This is a genomic window from Cohaesibacter marisflavi, assembly GCF_900115225.1.
Lineage (GTDB): Bacteria > Pseudomonadota > Alphaproteobacteria > Rhizobiales > Cohaesibacteraceae > Cohaesibacter > Cohaesibacter marisflavi.
This window is the reverse complement of record NZ_FOVR01000002.1, coordinates 201,774-221,908: the sequence shown is the minus strand read 5'-3', so window position 1 is coordinate 221,908 and position 20,135 is coordinate 201,774. Positions and strand designations below refer to the sequence as shown.

General features: G+C 55.0%; 19 protein-coding genes. 12 read left to right on the top strand and 7 right to left on the bottom strand.

Annotated elements, in window-relative coordinates; translation table 11 throughout:
- The first annotated feature begins 418 nt into the window (after positions 1-418).
- From BM258_RS04515 to BM258_RS04475, 9 genes are all read left to right on the top strand, one after another.
- Positions 419-1,972, top strand: coding sequence for an acyl-CoA carboxylase subunit beta (locus BM258_RS04515; protein WP_090069400.1), 1,554 nt, complete (start codon positions 419-421; stop codon positions 1,970-1,972).
- Between the two features lie 16 nt (positions 1,973-1,988).
- Positions 1,989-2,399, top strand: coding sequence for an OadG family transporter subunit (locus BM258_RS04510; protein ID WP_090069398.1), 411 nt, complete (start codon positions 1,989-1,991; stop codon positions 2,397-2,399).
- Positions 2,399-2,800 (top strand): acyl-CoA carboxylase biotin carboxyl carrier protein subunit, encoded by a 402-nt coding sequence (locus BM258_RS04505; RefSeq protein WP_090069396.1) that lies wholly within the window; start codon positions 2,399-2,401, stop codon positions 2,798-2,800. The genes BM258_RS04510 and BM258_RS04505 overlap by 1 nt, the downstream gene beginning before the upstream one ends.
- Before the next feature lie 17 nt (positions 2,801-2,817).
- Positions 2,818-3,969: a sodium ion-translocating decarboxylase subunit beta gene (locus BM258_RS04500; RefSeq protein ID WP_210186654.1), complete on the top strand. Its 1,152-nt coding sequence runs from the start codon at positions 2,818-2,820 to the stop codon at positions 3,967-3,969.
- Positions 3,970-4,214: 245 nt separating this feature from the next.
- Complete coding sequence (locus tag BM258_RS04495; RefSeq protein ID WP_090069394.1) at positions 4,215-5,183, top strand: sulfide/dihydroorotate dehydrogenase-like FAD/NAD-binding protein; 969 nt, start codon at positions 4,215-4,217, stop codon at positions 5,181-5,183.
- The gene (gene gltA / locus BM258_RS04490; protein WP_090069392.1) at positions 5,184-6,692 is read left to right on the top strand and encodes an NADPH-dependent glutamate synthase; all 1,509 of its coding nucleotides are present in this window, start codon (positions 5,184-5,186) and stop codon (positions 6,690-6,692) included.
- Positions 6,693-6,724: 32 nt separating this feature from the next.
- Complete coding sequence (locus BM258_RS04485) at positions 6,725-8,659, top strand: 2-oxoacid:acceptor oxidoreductase subunit alpha (RefSeq protein WP_090070349.1); 1,935 nt, start codon at positions 6,725-6,727, stop codon at positions 8,657-8,659.
- A 1-nt stretch (position 8,660) separates the two neighbouring features.
- Complete coding sequence (locus tag BM258_RS04480) at positions 8,661-9,653, top strand: thiamine pyrophosphate-dependent enzyme (protein ID WP_090069390.1); 993 nt, start codon at positions 8,661-8,663, stop codon at positions 9,651-9,653.
- A gap of 6 nt (positions 9,654-9,659) precedes the next feature.
- Complete coding sequence (locus BM258_RS04475) at positions 9,660-11,894, top strand: ferredoxin (RefSeq protein ID WP_090069386.1); 2,235 nt, start codon at positions 9,660-9,662, stop codon at positions 11,892-11,894.
- Between the two features lie 111 nt (positions 11,895-12,005).
- Here the strand turns inward: BM258_RS04475 and BM258_RS04470 are convergent, their stop codons facing one another.
- From BM258_RS04470 to motA, 7 genes are all read right to left on the bottom strand, one after another.
- On the bottom strand, positions 12,006-12,476 hold the full coding sequence (locus BM258_RS04470) for a hypothetical protein (RefSeq protein WP_139229199.1): 471 nt from the start codon (positions 12,474-12,476) through the stop codon (positions 12,006-12,008).
- A 29-nt stretch (positions 12,477-12,505) separates the two neighbouring features.
- Entirely contained in the window at positions 12,506-13,591 is a 1,086-nt protein-coding gene (gene flhB, locus BM258_RS04465; RefSeq protein WP_090069382.1) for a flagellar biosynthesis protein FlhB, read from the bottom strand.
- Positions 13,592-13,653: 62 nt separating this feature from the next.
- On the bottom strand, positions 13,654-14,703 hold the full coding sequence (locus tag BM258_RS04460; RefSeq protein WP_090069380.1) for a flagellar motor switch protein FliG: 1,050 nt from the start codon (positions 14,701-14,703) through the stop codon (positions 13,654-13,656).
- A 124-nt stretch (positions 14,704-14,827) separates the two neighbouring features.
- Complete coding sequence (gene fliN, locus BM258_RS04455) at positions 14,828-15,259, bottom strand: flagellar motor switch protein FliN (RefSeq protein WP_090069378.1); 432 nt, start codon at positions 15,257-15,259, stop codon at positions 14,828-14,830.
- A 55-nt stretch (positions 15,260-15,314) separates the two neighbouring features.
- Positions 15,315-15,836: a hypothetical protein gene (locus BM258_RS04450; protein ID WP_090069376.1), complete on the bottom strand. Its 522-nt coding sequence runs from the start codon at positions 15,834-15,836 to the stop codon at positions 15,315-15,317.
- Positions 15,817-16,746, bottom strand: a complete 930-nt coding sequence (locus tag BM258_RS04445) for a flagellar motor switch protein FliM (protein WP_090069374.1) — start codon at positions 16,744-16,746, stop codon at positions 15,817-15,819. Before BM258_RS04445 ends, BM258_RS04450 begins: the two co-directional genes overlap by 20 nt.
- A gap of 3 nt (positions 16,747-16,749) precedes the next feature.
- Complete coding sequence (motA, locus tag BM258_RS04440) at positions 16,750-17,658, bottom strand: flagellar motor stator protein MotA (protein WP_090069372.1); 909 nt, start codon at positions 17,656-17,658, stop codon at positions 16,750-16,752.
- A gap of 340 nt (positions 17,659-17,998) precedes the next feature.
- On the opposite strand from motA, the gene BM258_RS04435 reads away from it, so the two are divergent.
- The 3 genes from BM258_RS04435 to BM258_RS04425 are packed head-to-tail and all read left to right on the top strand — an operon-like array spanning position 17,999 to position 20,132.
- Positions 17,999-18,784 (top strand): DUF1217 domain-containing protein, encoded by a 786-nt coding sequence (locus BM258_RS04435; RefSeq protein WP_090069370.1) that lies wholly within the window; start codon positions 17,999-18,001, stop codon positions 18,782-18,784.
- A complete protein-coding gene (gene flgF, locus BM258_RS04430; protein WP_090069368.1) occupies positions 18,784-19,509 on the top strand; it encodes a flagellar basal-body rod protein FlgF in 726 nt (241 codons plus the stop codon). Before BM258_RS04435 ends, flgF begins: the two co-directional genes overlap by 1 nt.
- On the top strand, positions 19,506-20,132 hold the full coding sequence (locus BM258_RS04425; protein WP_090069366.1) for a hypothetical protein: 627 nt from the start codon (positions 19,506-19,508) through the stop codon (positions 20,130-20,132). The genes flgF and BM258_RS04425 overlap by 4 nt, the downstream gene beginning before the upstream one ends.
- Positions 20,133-20,135: the final 3 nt, after the last annotated feature.

Below are 20,135 nucleotides of genomic sequence, written 5' to 3'. Positions count from 1 at the left end.
GTTTTCCTCACCATCGACCATATTTATAATGAATAAGTAGATGGAAGACTTCAGTTTTTGGCTCAATCGGAGCGCTTTACAACCAGAGATGATTAACACAATGGTCTCAGCAGTTAATATTCACAGACCGCACAACTTTGCATAGCATTTTTTTCGCTATGCAAACTACCTCTATCCACTTTGGTCTAATGCGCGATTCTCGCCAGTAAGCCGCCGATTCAGGCATCAACTAGCCTTTGGTCCAAACCTTTTGCCGCTTCCAACCCTTTATCTCATTAGAATAAATGAGTAATACTTCCGTCATTGAGGATTTTGTCATCGGGTGTCCGATCCATAATTTCCGGCGGGTTTTTACCCGTTCAACCTCAACCTTAACGCAGCGCTCAATCCGGGCGCTGCCTAGCATAGCGGTAATAAAATGGCGATTTCCAAAACTCTTTCTGATGAGTTGGAGAAACGGCGCAAAATCGCACTGGACGGTGGCGGCGCAAAGAAAGCTGAAGACAGACATGCCAAAGGTCGCATGACTGCCCGTGAACGTCTTGGGGGTCTTTTCTCCGAAGGTACGTTCCAGGAATTCGGCTTGCATGCGCAGCACAATACCCGTTACTTCGGCATGGCAGACAAATCCATTCCGACGGACGGTGTTATTTGCGGCACAGGCTTTGTCGACGGTCGTCCAGTAGCAGCCTTTTCCCAGGATTTCGGCGTGGTTGGTGGCTCCTTGGGTGAAATTCACGCCAAGAAAATTTGTGCAGCCCTCGATCATGCTGTGAAAGCAGGCGTACCTGTTGTTGGCTTCAACGATTCAGGCGGAGCACGTATTCAGGAGGGTGTTGGTGCCCTTTCCGGTTATGGTCAGGTATTCTATCGCAACGTTCAGCTCTCTGGCGTTGTGCCTCAGATCTCTGTCATTGCAGGTCCTTGCGCCGGTGGTGCAGCCTACAGCCCTGCCCTGACTGACTTCCTTATCATGACCCGCGAAAACGCACAGATGTTCATCTGTGGACCAGAAGTTATTCGCGCCGTTACCGGTCAGGTAACAACGATGGAAGAAATCGGGTCGGCTCAAGCACACGCTTCCGTATCCGGTAACATTCACTTCATTGCTGAAAATGATCAGCATGCTGTGCAGATTGTCCACAAGCTGCTCTCATTCCTGCCATCCAACAACATGATGGATCCGCCGCATCATATCGAGCCGGACCTGAAAATTGTTGATGACCCGGCATTGGATGAGCTGGTTCCAGCTGATTCCAAGACCCCGTTTGACTGCCGTGAGGTTATCAAAAGCCTTGCTGATGACGGTGATTTCCTTGAAGTCATGGAACATTTTGCAGCCAACATCGTAATCGGCTTCGGTCGCATTGGCGGCATGGTCGTTGGGTTCGTTTCCAACCAGCCAACCGTTAAAGCGGGCACGCTGGATATCGATGCCAGTGACAAGGCTGCACGCTTTGTTCGCTTCTGCAACGTTTACAATATCCCGATCGTTACCCTCGTCGACGTTCCTGGCTTCCTGCCGGGTGTCGCTGAAGAACGTCGCGGTATTATTCGTCACGGCGCAAAAATGCTCTTCGCATATGCCTCTGCTACTGTTCCGAAGATCACGGTCATCATGCGTAAAGCCTATGGCGGCGCGTATCTGGCAATGTGCTCGGAAGATATGGGTGCGGACCGCGTTATGGCATGGCCAACGGCCGAAATTGCTGTGATGGGTGCTGAAGGCGCTGTCAATATCCTTTATCGTAAGGAATTGAAAGAAGCTGAAGACAAGCCGGCCAAGGCAAAAGAACTTGCGGATGAATATCGCAAGGAATTTGCTACGCCTTACTTGTCTGCTGGCAGACTGGCTATCCATGACATCATCCAGCCTCGCGAAACCAAGAGTGCAATCGCTCTCTCGCTTCGTGGCCTGATGTCCAAACGGGAAACCCGTCCGCCGAAGAAACACGGCAACATTCCACTCTGAGCAAAGGATTATCTTGATGCTCGAAAACCTGGAAATCATCTTAACGGGCTTTGTCGTGGTAATGATGGCTCTTGCCATTCTCTGGGCAGCCTGTGCACTTATTGGATCTTTCTTTATCCGCCAGGAAAAGAACGGCTCAGGCACAGGCGGTTCGGACCATGCTCCAAAGGTACCGCCGCGCGCGGCGGTAGCCTCCCGGGCTGGCGTACCACCACATCATCTGGCTGCCATTGCAGCAGCCGTAGCCGCGACAATGGGGGCAGGATACAAGGTGACTCGCGTCGCAGCTCCCCCCCACAAAGTAAGCGAATGGCCACTGGAAGGTCGCATTGCCTCTTTTTCGGGACATAACACCCGTAACGGTTGGACTTCCATGATGCCCTTGGGCAGTAGCCAGACCCCCAATTCTCTGAGAGGACTAAAGTAATGAAACGCTTGCGGATCACCGTACAGGGCATCACCTACGATGTAACGGTGGAAGACGAAGATATGGACAATGCTGCCCCGGCTCCGGCTGCGAAACCAGCAGCTCCAGCCCCAGCAGCAGCTCCTGCTCCTGCCGCTCCGGCCCCAGCCGCTCCGGCTCCTGCTGCAGCTCCTGCTGCCCCAGCTGGTGATGGCGCAGTGCCTAGCCCACTTGCCGGGACTGTCATCAGCGTAGACGTTTCTGTTGGTCAGAAAGTATCAGCTGGCGACACTCTGCTTGTCCTTGAAGCCATGAAGATGAACACGAACATCAGTGCTCCATCTGATGGTACAGTTACCGCGGTCAATGTGGCAGCCGGTGCTACCGTGACCGAGGGTCAAGTTCTTGTAACCCTTTCATAAGGAGGGAGATCCTTCTCATGGAAGGCACAGCAACTCAGGCCTCCAAGCTTGAACAGATTTGGCATTTGACCGCTTTTGGCGATGTGACCTGGCAAATGATGGTCATGTGGGCGATCATTGCTCTGCTGTTCTATCTTGCGATCTACAAAAAATTTGAACCGCTTCTGCTGATTCCGATCGCTTTCGGTGCTCTCTTGGCTAACCTTCCTACCGAAGGTCTGGTCAACTTGCCCCAAGGCGAACATGCCGGCGGTCTCTACTACTACATTTCCAAAGGCGTTGAGCTGGAAATCTTCCCACCGCTCATCTTCATGGGCGTTGGGGCTTTGACTGACTTCGGTCCGTTGATCGCCAACCCGCGTACGCTGCTCCTCGGTGCAGCTGCCCAGTTTGGTGTGTTCGCTACCTTCCTTGGTGCAACCTTGATTGGCTTCCAGTCACACGAGGCTGCTGCCATTGGTATTATCGGTGGTGCTGACGGCCCGACCTCAATCTTCCTTGCCAGCAAGTTGGCTCCGGATCTACTCGCTCCAATCGCAGTTGCAGCTTATAGCTACATGGCGCTTGTGCCGTTGATTCAGCCTCCGATCATGCGTGCGCTTACAACTGAAGCGGAACGCAAGATCAAGATGAAATCCCTGCGTAAAGTGGGTCGCCTTGAAAAGCTCATCTTTGCTGCCATGGTTACCATCCTTGTGATCTTGCTGGTTCCTGCAGCAGCTGCCCTGATTGGCATGCTGATGCTGGGTAACTTCCTTCGGGAAAGCCTTGAAGCAGAACGCATCACCAAGGCTGCTCAGAACGAGGTGGTCAACGTCATCACGATCTTCCTGGGTACGTCTGTCGGCATCACAATGACGGCAGAACGGTTCCTGAACTTCGACACCATGAAGATTCTGGCCCTGGGTATCGTCGCCTTCAGTATCGCTACTGGTTGCGGCATCCTGATGGCCAAATTGATGAACGTGTTCTCGAAGAACAAGATCAACCCTCTGATCGGTTCTGCTGGCGTGTCGGCCGTGCCAATGGCTGCCCGCGTTAGTCAGGTGGAAGGTCAGAGAGCAGATCCAAGCAACTTCCTTCTCATGCATGCCATGGGTCCGAACGTTGCCGGTGTGATTGGTACAGCAGTGGTGGCAGGCTTCTTCCTAGCCTGGTTCTCACTCTGACATTCAGTCAAACTGAATCTAAAATTAAGGAAGCGTAGGCTTATGGCCTGCGCTTCTTTTTTTTGCGTCATCTTTTCACCAGTCCAATAAAACCTTAGTCGTAGCCAGAGGCTGATCCCCGCCGTTTTGATTGGTGTCAATGTTTCCCCCCTTCATGGGCGTAGCGTCGAAGCTGTTGTATTTGTTCCGATTATTGCACCCTGTGCAATCTAGTTGGCAAATTCCGCAGCAAGGGGAGGAAATTCATGTCCGATCGCGGGGTCGCCAGCGGTCGCGGGGAGGATTTGTCTGTCGCAAACCGACAGAACGGATCCGGAAAAGGTGTCACGGCATCCTTTCCAATCCTGACGCGTACCGATTTTTCAAAGTCAACATTCCTTATCGAAATCGAGCATCCAGTCATGGCAAAGGCCGCCAAACCCGGCCAGTTTGTCATCGTGATGTTACATGATCTGGGCGAGCGCATCCCGCTGACCATTGCCGATTTCGACAGGGAAAAGGGAACCATCACGCTTGTCGTGCAGGCCGTGGGCAAATCCACAAGGGAAATGCAGCTGCTCTGCAGACCCGGTCGTGAGATCTACGCCATGCTCGGCCCTCTTGGTATTCCCAGTGACATTTCATCGAAAACCAAAAAGGTCATTTGTGTGGGCGGCGGGCTGGGCATCGCGCCCATCTACCCTCAGGCACGAGCCTTCAAGGAAGCCGGCGCCCATGTGATCGGGGTTCTGGGCTTCCGCTCCAGCAACCTGATGTTTTGGGAAGAGAAGTTTCGCGCCATCTGTGATGACTTTATTATCTGCACGGACGATGGCTCAGCTGGCATTCACGGCCTTGTGACCCAAGGCATCGAGGCGGCAATCAGAGAGAATCCAGACGTCGACGAAGTGGTCGCTATTGGTCCTCCGGTCATGATGCGCGCCTGCACGGAAACCACGCGCCCCTATGGCATCAAGACGATGGTGAGCCTCAATCCGATCATGGTGGACGGCACTGGCATGTGTGGTGGCTGCCGCGTGAAAGTAGGAGACGCGATCAAGTTCGCCTGCGTGGACGGGCCCGATTTTGATGGCCATCAGGTCGACTTTGACGATCTCTTCACCCGACTGCAACGCTACCGCCCCGAAGAGGCCGCAGCGATGAAGCGCTATTCCGATAGTTGCCGCCGCCTGGCCCTTGCGCCGGATGCAGCACCCATTGAGGGAGGCAAGTAAATGGCTCGCAAGACAATTCGATCCATTCCGCAACAACGGGCAGACATGCCGGTTCAGGAGCCGGAGATCCGCGCCAGAAACTTTGATGAAGTGGCGCTGGGCTTTGATCTTGAAAATGCCCTTCTGGAATGTGAACGCTGCCTGATGTGTCCGCAACCGGCCTGCATCGAAGGATGCCCGGTCAAGATCGACATTCCCGGATTCATTTCCAAGATGCTGGAAAAGGATTTCCGTGGCGCCTATGAGCATATGACCGATGCGACCCAGCTTCCCGCCGTGTGCGGCCGGGTTTGCCCACAGGAGGATCAATGCGAAGGGGTTTGCGCTGTGGGCGCAGGTACCGGCCTTGAACCGGTCGCCATCGGCAGGCTTGAACGCTTCCTAGGTGACATGGCTATCAAGGAGGGGTGGCAGAAATCAGCACAGATTGAGCCCAACCGCTTCCGGGTTGCCATCGTAGGATCTGGACCAGCCGGAATGGCTTGTGCGGCGGATCTGGCCAAGGCCGGATGCGCCGTTACCATTTATGAGGCCTTTCATGTGCCCGGTGGCGTCTTGCGCTACGGTATCCCTGAATTCCGCCTGCCCAAGAGCGTGGTGGACGCCGAGATTGCCAATCTGAAGGCGTTGGGCGTCGATATCCAGTGTAACACACTGGTGGGCCGCCTGTTCACCATCGATCAGATGCTCGATGACATGGGCTATGATGCAGTCTTTATCGGCGTTGGTGCCGGTACCCCCCACTTCATGGATATTCCGGGCGAAAATCTCAACGGTGTCCTTTCTGCCAACGAGTTGCTGACCCGCTGCAATCTGATGCATGCGGGGGACTTCCCCAAATTCGACACCCCGCTGGGCCTTGGCAAGCGCGTGGCCGTGATCGGCTCGGGCAATACGGCCATGGACGCGATGCGTGTTTCCCTTCGGCTTGGTGCCGAGCAGGTGCATTGCATCTACCGGCGTAGCGAGATCGAGTGCCCTGCCCGCAAAGAAGAGCTGCATCACGCACAGGAAGAAGGCATCGAGTTCCACTGGCTGACCAACCCGGTCGAGATCCTTGGCGACGCCAACAACAATGTGCGCGGCATCCGTTGCGTGCAGATGGAGTTGGGTGAACCCGATAACTCCGGGCGCAGGCGTCCGGTAGCGGTTGAAGGCAGCGAATTCGACTTCGAAGCGGATACGGTGGTCTATGCCATCGGCACCTCGCCCAACCCGATCCTTGGTCAGACCTCATCGATCGGCCTCAACAAATGGGGCTATATCGACACCGACGACGATCTTTCAACCTCTCTTGCCGGTGTCTATGCCGGGGGAGACATCGTCACCGGAGCGGCGACCGTGATCAAGGCAATGGGCGCAGGGCGCAAGGCGGCTGACAGCATTCGCCGCTATCTGGGCCTCAGAGACACCAACGTCATTTACGAGCCGGAGACATCCGACTTCGAGAATAGCCTGTTCGGCATCGACCTTGCTGAACATTGCTTTACCAGAATAAGACAAATTTAGCTGCCGGAGCCAAAACCATGACGGAATATGGCATGCAGACTTCTTCTCACGATGCTCCTCCCAACGAGGAAAGGACTGCATTGAGGAAGTCCCCAGCAAGTGGACCTGCCGAAGTCATTCAGGAACATATTGTTGAAATCGTAAGTGACTCAGGGGAAGGCGCGCAAAGATGCGGCCAGTCCCTTGCGTCGATCGCCGCCCGATCCGGGCACGGAATCTGGACAGTGGAGATCATCCCCGCCGAGATCCAGCCCCCTCACCGCTCCATCGCGGGCGCCAGCGGCAACAGAGTGCGCATGGCCGCGCACAAGGTCACCAATGTGGGTGACAAGGCCGATCTCGTGATCGCCTTTAACGAGCAGGTGCTTTTAAGCCGCCTGAACGCCAACGAGATCAAGCCCGGAGCCACCATTCTCATCGAAGAAATGTGGAAATGCGACAAGGACCCTGCCGTTGCCGAGAATTATGAAAAGGTGACCGCCGAGGTGCGCTCAAAGGGCTACAAGCTGTTTGAGATTCCGATGCAGACGGAATGTCAAAAATATGTGCCCGATCCGACCAAGGGCAAAAATATGTTTGTGCTGGGCATTCTCTGCACGATCTACAGTCTGGATACGGCACTGGCCGAAGCACAGGTGCGGCTGACCTTTGCCAAAAAGGACCAGAAGATTGTCGATGCCAACCTCGAACTATTGGCGGCCGGACAGGCTTGGGCGGCGGAGAATCTTTCCGTGCGCTACATGATCCCTGCAGCACCGGTCGTGAAGCCACAAATCGTGACCAACGGCAACGCGGCGCTGGCGCTCGGGGTTGTGGCCTCGGGCATGGAAGTCTGCTCGATGTATCCGATCACGCCAGCCACCTCGGCTTCGCACTATCTCTCGACCATCTTCGAGAAGGTCGGCTGCGTGGTGCATCAGGCAGAGGACGAAATCTCGGCGGCGACCTTCGCCATCGGGGCTTCCTATGCTGGCAAATGCGCAGTGACCATCACCTCCGGCCCGGGCCTCTCGCTCAAGCAGGAAGCCATCGGCCTTGCCGTTATGACCGAAATTCCGCTGGTTGTCATTGATGTTCAGCGTGGAGGACCTTCCACCGGCCTGCCAACCAAGGTCGAGCAGGGCGACATGATGTCCGCCATGTTCGGCAGCCATGGGGATGCGCCCAAGGTGGTCATGGCGGTGGATTCCATCGAGGACTGCTTCTATTCGGTTATAACCGCACGCAAGATCGCCGAGACCTTCAACATGGTCGTGGTCATCCTCTCGGACGCGGCTCTCTCAACGGCACAGCAGCCCTTTGACAGGCCCGAATTCAACCCCGACTGGCTGGCCCCTCCGGTCAACCAATCAGCGGTGCCGGAAGATGCCCATCCCTATGACTGGGACGAACGCACAGGCATTGCGACCCGCTTCATTCCCGGCCAGCCAAACGGCATGCATTGCCTCACGGGCCTTGCCCATGATCGGGACAGCCACGTGGCCTATGACCCTCAGATCAATGAGGAGGGCCTTTTGAACCGCAGCCGCAAACTGGCTGCTTTGCAGAAGACTTTGCGTCTGGCGCCCGTCTATGGCGATGAGGAAGGCGATCTGCTGCTCATCGGTTGGGGCAGCACCCGCGGCGCCATCGAGGAGGCAGTGAAGATCATGCGGGCCAAGGGCCACAAGGTCTCCTCGCTGCATCTGAAATTCATCCAGCCGATGGCCGCAGGCATCGACGCTGTCATGAAACGTTTCGGCAAGGTCATGACCATCGAGAATAACTGGAATGACCCAGAGAGTGATCCGCTGATCGATCCGTCAAACCGGCGTTATTCCCATCTGGCCATGCTTCTGCGCTCGCGCTGGCTGGTGGATGTGGATTGCTGGGGCAACGCCCGCGGCCAACCGCTCAAGCCTGCGGAAATCATAGAGGCCGCAATGGCCAAGCTCGACGACAAAAAGCCAACGGCGGGAGGGCAATGAGATGACCGCTTCCATGAGCCAATGTCTGATGCAAATGGTGCAAACCGACTATCAGATTGCAGACTATCAAAGCGATATCACCCCACGCTGGTGTACCGGCTGCGGCGATAACGCCATTCTCACCGCCATGCAGCGTTTGTGTCGGGATGAGCAGCTACCGCCAGAAAAGACCGTGTGTGTCTCGGGCATCGGCTGCGCCTCTCGCCTGCCGCATTATATGAATGCCTACGGCTTCCATGGCATTCATGGACGTGCCTTGCCGATTGCCGAAGGTATCAAGATCCGACGGCCGGATCTCAGCGTCTTCGTCACCACCGGCGACGGCGACTGCTGCTCCATCGGGGCGGCGCACTGGATCCATGCGGTGCGCTACAACATGAACATGACCATGCTGCTGCATGACAACAATGTCTATGGCCTGACCAAGAAGCAGGCCTCGCCGACATCTCCCAAGGGCCTGAAGAGCAACACCACCCCGTTCGGGGCCACGCTCAATCCGCTCAACCCCTTGAGTGTTACGCTGGGCATCTCCAACGTGTCCTTCGTGGCGCAGGTGCCGGACTGGATACCCGAACTGCTCTATGATGTGCTCTCCAAAGCTTATCACCACAAGGGCTTTTCCTTTATCCGCATCCTGCAGCGCTGCCCGAACTTCATGAACCATCATTTCGACGCCGCCGTTCAGGATCCTCTGCGCGTGCGGATGTTGACCCATGCCGATGGTCTGAGGCTGAAGCCGGAACTTTCCCGCATCTACAAGAATCAGGAGACCCACGATCCGCTTGACCTCAATCGGGCGCAGGCTCTTGCCATGCTGGATGAGGAGATCCCGGTGGGCGTGCTTTATTCCAATCCGCACGTGCCCTGCTATGACGAATTACGCAAAGGCAAACGGCCGAGCACGCCACAGTTGGTGGAAACTGTTCTCAACGAAGAATTCGACAAGGTCGGCATCTGGCCCGAAGGCCAGCAAGCGACCTCAAACGGGGAGTGACCGATTATGCAGGTGGCTCAAATATCAACGGACCCTCAGGGTCAGGGCAGTGACGTTTTCATGGAAGAAGCCGCATTGACGGCTCTCCGTCCAGCGCTCTTTGCCCGCTATAATGCGCTCGACAGTTTGCGCTATGACTATCCTCTTGTCCTCATAGAAGGGGAAGAGGTGGAAAAACCGCTCATGCCCCTATGCCACATCGTGGACGAAGCCTTACGGCTTGTGGCCCCACAAGGACCGGACGGAGAGGAGCTGCGCCAGCAGGTTTTGCGTCTTGAACAGCGCATGCGCGAAAAGGTGGCTGCGGGCGCGGAAGAAAAGCTCTCCGAGTTGTGGCGAATCAGCGTATCCGAGCTGGTGACCGAGAGCGGCCAATCGGCCTTTGGCCCGCTTGATCAAAACCTGGATCGGGCGCGCCAAACCATCACTCTTGATGGCCGAGTCATCGGCTGCACAGAAGCAACGCCAGGCAAGGTTCTGGCCCATGTCTGGCAGTCCATGCATTTGGCCCGGGCTCGCAAGTTCCGCTACAAGGTTGACCGGCTGGTGCTTCGGCTCAATGACATCCTGAAGTCGGACCATATCAAGTCCGATGAGGCCCATAGCCCTGAAGCTCTGTCCAAGTCCATGGGGCTGGATGGAGACAATTCCATCGACTTCGGCGTTTTGTCCAATATCCTGCATCGTGTGCGCCCTGAAGACCGTCTGCCCGCCGACAGGGTAGCGCGTATCAAGCATGTGTTGCAGGTGCTCCAGACACAGGCCTTCTTCGGGCCGGGTCGGGCAACCTATAGCTATCCGGACAAGGCGGTGTGCTACAGCTATGTGTTCCAGAGCTGCACCGAAGCGCTGGATGCCTATCGGGATCGTCTGCCCAGCGTCATCGAATTCTCCAAGGCTTTGGCGATTGCCGAAATGGAAGTTGAGAACAAATATGTTCCCGACCTGCATGATGGGGTCTTTGCCAATTTCGATGAAAGCGATCTGACCGAAGAACAGATGGCCTTCCTGCCACCGGCCATGATCTTCTTGCGCGACGGGGTTACGGAATCCTCCGAGATTTCCCGCGCCTATGAAGCGCTTGCCTGCGGCTTGCCTATCAAGGTGATGATCCAGGTGGATGACATTCTCGGGCCGACCTCACCGGAACCGCCACGCAACTCTTTTGGTGCGGGCACGGCACGGCTTGCCTCCATGGCCATGGGCATCAACAATGCCTTCGTGGTTCAGGGATCCAGCGCTCATATGACTCGTATGCAGGATGCTATGGTCCGTGCCATGCATTATGGTGGTTCGGCCATGTTCAGCATCTATTCGGGCGCCACGAAAACTGTTCCGGGCGTGCCTGCCTATATTCTGGCTGCGGCAGCAACCGAAGCACGCCTCTTCCCGAATTTCTCCTACGATCCGTCTGCTGGGCCTGATCTGGCCAGCCGGTTTGACCTGTCGGCCAACCCGCAAATGGAGAAGGACTGGCCCGAGCACACTCTTCGCTATGAAGACCCGACAGGGGTGCGCAAGGAAGAGGTCGTGAGCTTCACCTACGGGGATTTTGCTCTGGCTGATACCCGCTATCACCGTTTCTGCGAAGCGATCGAGCGCAAGAGCTGGAGCGGCGATATGGTGCCATTCGAGGAATGGCTCGAAACATCAGGGGGCAGCGATGCCATCAAGCGGGCCTATGTGCAGGGTGTGGATCGACAAGACGCACTGATGCGTGTCGTGGTTGATGACAAGATTGTTGCCGCAGCCCGTCGGTGCAAGGATGCATGGAACCGTTTGCAGGAACTGGCTGGCATCAACAATTCCTACGTGCTGGCCCAACTGGCCGAGGAACGACGCAAACGGGAGGCCCTGCTTGCCGAGCTTTCCAGTGACGCAGCAAGCCCCGCTGCTGTCGAGCCGGCCCAGCCGGTCGCCGAGGCGGCGCAGCCAACAGCTGAGCCTCAGGCCGCCTCTGAAGAAGAGGACAGCGTTGCAGCAGAAGTGATGGATGACATGCCATGGATCGAAACGTCCCGCTGCACAACCTGCAACGAGTGCCGCCAGATCAATGACCAGTTATTTGGCTATAACGAAAATATGCAGGCCTTCATCGCCGACCCCGACGCTGGCACCTATCGCCAATTGGTGGAAGCTGCGGAAGGCTGTCAGGTCAGCATCATCCACCCGGGCAAGCCGCGCAATCCGGCAGAACCGGATCTGGACGATCTGATGGAACGGGCCAAACCGTTTCTCTAACAAGCATGTGCGTGTCGGTCGGGGAGCCATCCCCGACTGATGCCCTTTTATCATGGGCCATCACGGTCACATCCTCTTCAGGCAGAGAACAGAAGAGCGCCGGTCGGGGGCCTACATGAGCAGGCCTTTGTCGGCCCAATCCTTGGAAGGCCGGCGAATATGCGCATCTGTCAACACATTGACAAACCGCTCGATATCGCACTCGCTGCCGTCGGATCCATCTTCATAGCGGACAGATTGCATCGCGATAGTGGACACATCGCCAATCAGATTCAGCGCAAAGCGCGCATCAAGATCAAGATGTCTGAAAGCCATCTCGAAGCGCACAGTAGGCGGCGTGGACCAGTCCAATTGCGCCGTGGATTCGCCGCGATAGAAAAGGGTATTGGCCTTGAGGAATAATTCCGATGACGATGCCACAATATCGCTGATATTGGCATGGGAATCCGTAAAGACATACGAAATCAGATGCGCTGCATCGACAAGTCTAAGCTCGGCGATAACATCTTTCATCGCCCAAAGCATGGCATGCTCATAAACGTCTTTGCAATCAACTGTTGCAAGAGGCTTTCGACTAATCATGGTCGATTTCCGGGAAGCTTTGTTCATTCTTAGCCCGAAGCTGTTTTGTATTTCGAGCTATCGGCAGAATACACATAGTATAGAATTTCTGCAACTACTCGGAAAAACTGTGGTGGTATAGGTAAATCGACTTCACTCTCGGCGAACAATGCCCGCGCCAAGGGCACATTCTCGATCACCGGAATGTCATTTTCTTCTGCGATTTGACGGATTTTCAGCGCGATAAGGTCCTGTCCCTTTGCAACAACAACCGGCGCCTTGTCTACGCTATGCTCATAGCGCAAGGCAACGGAAAAGTGCGTCGGGTTGGCAATGACAACATTGGCCTGTGGCACGGAAGCAATCATACGGTTACGTGCCCGGTCTCTGGCCAACGAGCGCATGCGCCCCTTGACCATCGGGTCGCCTTCGGATTGCTTGATTTCATCTTTCACTTCTTTCGGACTCATGCGCAGATCCCGACGCCATTTACCCCTGACCCAAAGGACATCGAGCAGAACCAGCGAAATTGTTGCGACACAAATACCCGAGACAAGTCGGATGGTAATACTGAGGAGTTCCTCTGGCAGCAGGGTAGGATCTGTAAACATGGTATTCACCAGAACCTGTCTGTGACTTGATATGAGAATGCCGAGTACGACGGCAAGCATGGTAAGCTTAGCGAGCGCCTTGAGAAACTCGACCCAGCCTTGCGCGCCAAACATGCGCGAAAATCCCTTGCCGGGGGATAACTTGGAAAGGTCCGGACGCAATCGCTCAAACGACATTTGCGGAGGATGCTGAAACCAGGTTGCAGCAAGCCCGAGAAGGAACAAGATGGAAATGGGCACGACCAGAAATTTGGCCACTTCCATTCCGACAGCCGAACCCAGCTGAGCAAATTGTGCTTCGTTTCCAAGACGAATTTCTCCTGTTCCATCAAGTATACGCGACATGGTTGTCGATAGCGATGCGACTTGTGTTTCCAGTGCAAATGCCAGAATGAGCAGAATTCCGAGAAAGGTAGCGAAGGCATTCACCTCTTTTGAAAGAGGCAGATTCCCCTTTTCAATCGCGTCTCTTATCTTTTTCTCTGTCGGCTCTTCTGTCTTGCTGTCCTTACTCTCGTCTGACATGGGTGTCTCACATTATCCCCGCGCTTGCCGGAGCCCAGAATTAACCGGGCACCTGTCAGCACCTACTGCAGAAAGGCTCCGCCCTCCTGTTTCGGGTTGAGGTCGATTTCTCCCCGTCCGGCCATTTCAAGCGCCAGGTCGGTGATTTCTCGTCTTGCCGCAAAGACGTCCCGTTCGGCAGCAGGCTGACCACTGGCCAACTCGTGCTCGATAATGCGTCGGGTCCGGCTTGCCAGCGTGGAGAGAATGGACTGCCGCAGGCCCTGATCCGTGCCCTTGAGTGCCATGACAATGGCCTCGGTGTTGATCTGGTCAAAGATGGCCATACGGGCACGCGGCGTAAGATTGATGATATCGTCGAAAGTGAACAACAGGCCTTTGAGGGCTTCTGCCGCCTTTGGTTGACGCTCTTCGAGCGAATTGAGGGCCGCTTCCATCTGGTCGCGCTCCATCTTGTTGAGAATGTCCGCCATGCGCGAGAAGGTATCAGCCTGCATGTTGCCCGAGAAGTTGAGCAGGAAGTCTTCATGCAGCACTTTCTCGATGTCTCTGGCAGCTTCGGGCACAATGGGCTTGATCGTCAACATCCGTCGCATCAACTGGTTGCGCAATTCTGGCGGCAGTTGATTCATGATCTTGGCAGCGGCGGCCGGCTTGCTACGCGAAAGAATGAAGGCAGCTGTCTGGGGGTGCTCCTTCTTGATATAGTTGGCAATCGCCGTTTCGGAAATATTGGCGATCCTGTCCCAGATGGACCAGTTGGAAGAGCCTGCCACATCGGCGATGATATCAGAGACTTCATCTTCGGGCAGAACGCCCGTCAGCAGTTTCTGAACCTCGTTGACAGAGCCATAAAGGCTGGCACCATCGCCGAATTGCTGCACGAATTCCTCGATGATGGCTTCCATCTCCCTGGCATTCACGCTGCCCAACTGGGCCGCAATGCGGGTGATCATGCGGATTTCGTCGCTATCGAAATGGGAAAGCACACGCGCCGCGTTGGTTTGCCCCATCCCCAAAATCAAAGCTGCAACTTTTTCAACGCCTCTGAATTTGCGAACCATCGGTTCGGGGGGTTGAATTTCGTTGGAAACAGCAGGCACAGCCGCCATGACACACCTCTATCGAATTTGTTACTCTTCTCGTGCAATCCATGGAGCAAAACAGCGCCCCGAATGCAGCATCTTTAAAAAATGCGTAGGTCTCTCCCCGGCAGCAAGGGCGAGGAGAGAGGCCTTAATTGATGGCCTCTGGTTTGGCAACGTTCGCCGAGCCGACAATTTCCGTAAGGGAGACGCCAAAGCGCGAGTTGTCGTCTTCAACCACGACCACTTCACCGCGGGCAACAACCCGTCCGTTGACAACCACCTCAACCGGCTCACCAACACGATGGTCCAGCGGAATGACCGCCCCGCGCCCGAGCTTGAGCAGGTTGGAAACCAACATCGAGGCCGACCCCAGCACCACCTGAATGTCAACCGGAATGCTCAGGATGTTGTCCAGGTTCCGATCTGTATCAATCACACCGCCAAGGGTGGCTTCGCCTTCGGCTACCTTGGAAAAGTCAGCCAGAGTTGGGCCAGATTCTTCTTTTTCCTTGGCTGCCTGTGGTGGGGTAACCGGTTCATCCAATTCGATTTTTGCGAACTCAATATCATCAGGATTCATGGGGCTGTTCCTCTTCGTTTTCCGAATGGTTCATTTCTGACGTTTGCAAGAGGCGTCATGATTTCAGGTTTACCCTGCGCAGCATCGAGGGCAGTTGATCTTCAATGCGGTAGAAGGGAGGATGTCCGGGCTTGGCTGCCACGTCGCCACCATTCAGTAGGGGATTGGTCTGCTCTTCCCTTTTCGCCGCTTCATTGGCCGCTTCACTGATCTTTTTGAGAATGTCGATCTGTTTGGTACATTCCTTGGCGATCTGCTCCTGGAAGGCGACCATTTCGAGACGCAATTCCTTTTGTTGGCCACGTACTTCCCGGGTCATCTTGTCGATATCGGTCACAATGTCTCGTGCTTCATCAATGCGTTTACCCAGCGCATTGAGCACTTGCTGGCCGCGCACATTGATCTCGTCGATGGAGACTTCGATCCCTTCCAGAGCCAGATTGGTTTGCTCCATGATGCGGCGAAACTCATAATGATTGTCACGCAGCTTCTGCAGGCGGGAGTTCATTTTCATCACCCAGACCGAGGTAATGATAAGGGCAATCATCAAAATGCCGTCAGCGAGATAAGATATCATCTAGAATGTCCTCTTTCTGGTGGATCTGATCTTCGACCTGCAGGCAGTAGGATCCATCCGACTGACCCATCGAGCAGGTGAAGAGTGGCTGGTTGTTGCTCTGCAATGTAACTTTGGAGCGTGGCGTTGCCTGAAGCTGGATGATGTCGCCAACCTTGAGATCGGCGAGCTTGTCGAGGCTCATCTGCTGCTCTTCGAGCACGGCATTCAGCTCGACATGGGTCCGCTGGATTTCCGCCTGGAACTGCTGTGTCCATTCCTTGTCGCGATTGTTGCCCTCGCCACTGACGACCTGAGCCAGATTCTGCCTCAGAGGGGTGAGTGCGGAATGAGGCACGACAACAAACATCTCCCCGCCCCGCCCGATGGCCTGCAGAAGCAGACGACCAACGACAGCTGAATTGTTGCGACGACCAATAACGGCAAAATCCATTCGCGTTTCGATACGTTCGAACTTCAGGGTGATGTCGGCGACCGATTTCAATGCATCTTCAAGCGCCTTGATGGAATCCATGAACAGAGAGCGCGCCACCCGGGTTTCGATATTCGAGAAGGGGCGTTCGTCATCAATCGGGGGTTCGGTCCCATCAGCTCCGAACAGAACTTCCATCATAGAGAAGATGAAATCGCGGTCAAAGCCGATCAGCAGGCGAGTGTCCCATTCCGGTGTATAGACGACGGCGGCCAGTGCATTGGCCTCATTTTCGTCCAGAATATCTCCGATCCGATCATTGCCGATATAGCTCACGGAGACAAAAACCGGAGACGCCGCCCGCTGACGCATTGTGTCTGCAAATACCCGGGCCATTCGATCAAAGATGATCGGGAGCATCGGCAGACGTTCAATGGAGTTTCCTGCTGCATCCAGCAGTCGATCTGTAATTGGTGAGAGGTTATGTGCCTGTGCCATGGATTATGCCGCTCCCTTCTGGGGCATCTCGTGCACCGTGCCTTCAGCTGCTCCGCCCACAGGGCCAACCATGGTCTGGCTTTCCACTTCATCGATGCTTGGACGATCGATTTCAGAAATAGTCTTGCGGCCATGTTCAAGAGCGATCTGGGGGGCTGCTCCGTTCATGAAGGCCAGAAGGGTCTGTTTGACGATCACATAAAGACGGCCCTTTTTCTCACGCACCGATTTCACCTTGTTGGCCATTGGACCAACGATGGCGTAGGAGCTGAAGATACCGGCGAACGTGCCCACCAATGCAGCGCCAATCAGTCCGCCCAGAATGGCAGGGCTCTGATCAATGGCCCCCATGGCTTTGACGACACCAAGTACGGCGGCGACAATACCGATGGCAGGAAGGCTCTCGGCCTGCAGCGAAAGCGCAAGATAGGGCTTCATCTGATCGCGCATGCGGGTCATCAGTTCCTCATCCATCAGACTTTCGATTTCATGAGGTCTGGCATTGGAAACAATCAGAATTCTGAAATAGTCGCAAATGAAGTCACGCAGTGCCGGGTTGTTAGCAACCGACTTATATTGCTGGAAAATGACAGAGTCTTCGGGGTTTTCGATATGAGGTTCAACCTCGTTGCGGCCTTTGGCGCGAAACTCACGCATGATCGTATAAAGAAGACCCAGAACATCGAGATATTCCTTCCTCTTCGGCGTGGAGTTGGTTATCGCCTCCAGAATGGCCCGCCCGGTATCGAACACCACCTTAAGCGGGTTGGCGACGACGAATGTTCCGAACGCAATGCCGAATACGATTACAAATTCCCAGGGCTGCAACAAAACCGCTACATGCCCGCCCATTGCGGCGAAGCCACCAAGCAAAGATGCCATCGCTATGGCTAATCCTAAAAATACACTCAAGATCGGCTCTCCCGATTTAGACTTTTCGTTGGGACCAACCTAGATTTGCTGTCTTGCGCGAACCTGACCTGACGCAAGGAAAAGGCGTTGCCGGGCTGATTTGGCTGCGCTTTTCACGCTGTTTCCAACCGGTTATCCGCAAAAACAGCCCCATGGACTGACACAAGATAGATGCCCGACCAGCTCTTCTTGGCCGCTCAGGCACTATATGTATCCATCAGAGACAAACGGGCTATGCGCTACCAAACAGACATCCGTTTGCCGATGAAAAGTGTGATGACGTCAGCTTGGGGCAAGTTGGGAGCATCATGATCGGCTTATCTGAAACGGAGTTATAGCCATGACTGATACCTACATGCGCGTATCCATGCTCAACCGGGATTACGAGAAGACCATCGATACGCTCAGCAAGGATGGACAGGTAAGCCGGGAAACCGAAAATTATCTTGAGAAAATCCGCGATATCAAATCCATCGATGACTTTCTTGGCGATTACGAAATCTACAGCTACGCCATGAAGGCCTTCGGGCTGGAGGACATGATCTACGCCAAGGCCTACATGCGCAAGGTACTGGAAGAAGGCATCAGCAGCAGCAAGTCCTTTGCCAATCAGCTGACAGACCAGCGTTTCAAGGAATTCGCGACGGTTTTCAATTTCGCCAGCCACGGGGATTCGACAACCTCCTTTGAAAAGACACAGCAAGGGGTCGTTGACAAATATCTCGAACAGACCCTGGAAACCCGGGAAGGGCAGGAAAATACCGGTGTTCAGCTGGCTCTCTATTTCCAGAAGAAAGCCGCAACCATCACCTCCCCCATGGAGTTTCTCGGCGACAAGGCTCTAGCGGAAGTCGCGCGCACAATCGCAGGCATTCCTGAGGAAGCCGCAGGCGCTGATATCGACTGGCTCTCGGAGACAATCTCGGACCGGATCGATATCGACAAGATGTCTGATCCCGACTATGTCGAAGAACTGGTGCAGCGTTTTTCCATTCTCTACGATCTGAACCATGACACCACATCGACAGCAGCCCCGAATGTTCTCATTTCAAGTGGCAACTCGATCGTCGGAATGGACGAAGATCTTCTAATGTCCCTTCAGGGCCTTCAACTGGGAGGCATCTGATGCCAACATCCAACTATGTTTCTCTCTCCTCGCAGATTGCACTCAGCAACAGAATGGAATCTGTGGCGCGCAATGTCGCCAATATCAACACGGCGGGCTATCGCGGCGAGTCGATCAATTTCTCCGAGGTTCTGGCCAATTCCGGGAGCGAGTCGGTCAGTTTTGTTTCCATGGGCAACACCCATATTTCGCGCGCCAAGGGGGCCATTTCCCAGACGGGAAACCCTCTTGATCTGGCAATAGACGGCGACGCATGGTTTTCATTCCAGCGCGGCACCGAAGTGGCCTATACGCGCGATGGACGCCTGCAGATGGATTCATCGGGACGCCTCACGACCGTCAATGGAGAGCCTGTGCTTTCATCCAGTGGCTCAACCATCCAGATTGATCCGCAGGGTGGGCGCATCGTGGTGCAGGCTGATGGAGAGATCGTCCAGAATGGCCAGACCATCGACAGCATCGGCCTCTATGAGATCAACGAGGAAGATTCGCTCAAACGCTATGGCGGCTCGGCGGTTGTGCCTGAAGGTGTCGCCTTCCCGCTTCAGGATTCGTCCAAGGCACGGGTCATGCAGGGCTATGTCGAGGGATCAAACGTCAATCCAATGACAGAAATGACGAAACTGATCATGATCAGCCGCGCCTTTGAAAGCGCGGAAAAAGTAATGGAAACGGCGGAAGATTCCCAGCGGCAGGCCGTGCGTGATCTTGGGGAAACCTCATGACCACACAGGATCTATCAAGCGCAGCGCTCGACGCCCTCAGGCCGAACGATCTGTCAACCAGGGCTTTGCCTCAACGTCAGAGCGCTGTCTTTACCATTTCCTCATCGAGGGCCCCTGATGGCGTTGGCCAATCCGAGACTACAGGGCTGGTTCACGAGGGCTTCTCACTTGAATCCATTCCTCTCGTGGGGGACTTCTTCTCGGTCATCTCGTCGCTCTTTTCGTCATTTGAAAGCGCGCCTTCCCAAGCAGGACAAGCGAACGCACAGCTTTCAGATGCGCTTGCCAGACCGCCATTGCATGCATCGAACATGCAGACACAGCTTGCCTCTGCGCAGGATGTGCCAGTGCAGAATACCCTAGGGCAGCAAACGGATGGGCCGCTCGATCTTAGCCGCTATCTTGCCAATCTGGATGTTGATCCCGCAGGACCGATCGATCTGGTCGGAGACAGCGAAAGAACGGGTCAGAGCAGCGCTACAGAAGAAAGCGCAGCGCAATCAGATCCGACAATATTGCCCCAGATTACAGGGCTGGCGGCACATCCTGCCAACAAAATACCCCTGGATACGCTTGCTCAAATGCAAACGCGTTATCTACAGATGACGTCCGAACAGGACTGACAA

Coding starts and splice junctions, on each gene's coding strand:
- BM258_RS04515 (WP_090069400.1), top strand. CDS start 419: ATGGCGATTTCCAAAACTCTTTCTGATGAGTTGGAGAAACGGCGCAAA.
- BM258_RS04510 (WP_090069398.1), top strand. CDS start 1,989: ATGCTCGAAAACCTGGAAATCATCTTAACGGGCTTTGTCGTGGTAATG.
- BM258_RS04505 (WP_090069396.1), top strand. CDS start 2,399: ATGAAACGCTTGCGGATCACCGTACAGGGCATCACCTACGATGTAACG.
- BM258_RS04500 (WP_210186654.1), top strand. CDS start 2,818: ATGGAAGGCACAGCAACTCAGGCCTCCAAGCTTGAACAGATTTGGCAT.
- BM258_RS04495 (WP_090069394.1), top strand. CDS start 4,215: ATGTCCGATCGCGGGGTCGCCAGCGGTCGCGGGGAGGATTTGTCTGTC.
- gltA (WP_090069392.1), top strand. CDS start 5,184: ATGGCTCGCAAGACAATTCGATCCATTCCGCAACAACGGGCAGACATG.
- BM258_RS04485 (WP_090070349.1), top strand. CDS start 6,725: ATGCAGACTTCTTCTCACGATGCTCCTCCCAACGAGGAAAGGACTGCA.
- BM258_RS04480 (WP_090069390.1), top strand. CDS start 8,661: ATGACCGCTTCCATGAGCCAATGTCTGATGCAAATGGTGCAAACCGAC.
- BM258_RS04475 (WP_090069386.1), top strand. CDS start 9,660: ATGCAGGTGGCTCAAATATCAACGGACCCTCAGGGTCAGGGCAGTGAC.
- BM258_RS04470 (WP_139229199.1), bottom strand. CDS start 12,476: ATGATTAGTCGAAAGCCTCTTGCAACAGTTGATTGCAAAGACGTTTAT.
- flhB (WP_090069382.1), bottom strand. CDS start 13,591: ATGTCAGACGAGAGTAAGGACAGCAAGACAGAAGAGCCGACAGAGAAA.
- BM258_RS04460 (WP_090069380.1), bottom strand. CDS start 14,703: ATGGCGGCTGTGCCTGCTGTTTCCAACGAAATTCAACCCCCCGAACCG.
- fliN (WP_090069378.1), bottom strand. CDS start 15,259: ATGAATCCTGATGATATTGAGTTCGCAAAAATCGAATTGGATGAACCG.
- BM258_RS04450 (WP_090069376.1), bottom strand. CDS start 15,836: ATGATATCTTATCTCGCTGACGGCATTTTGATGATTGCCCTTATCATT.
- BM258_RS04445 (WP_090069374.1), bottom strand. CDS start 16,746: ATGGCACAGGCACATAACCTCTCACCAATTACAGATCGACTGCTGGAT.
- BM258_RS04435 (WP_090069370.1), top strand. CDS start 17,999: ATGACTGATACCTACATGCGCGTATCCATGCTCAACCGGGATTACGAG.
- flgF (WP_090069368.1), top strand. CDS start 18,784: ATGCCAACATCCAACTATGTTTCTCTCTCCTCGCAGATTGCACTCAGC.
- BM258_RS04425 (WP_090069366.1), top strand. CDS start 19,506: ATGACCACACAGGATCTATCAAGCGCAGCGCTCGACGCCCTCAGGCCG.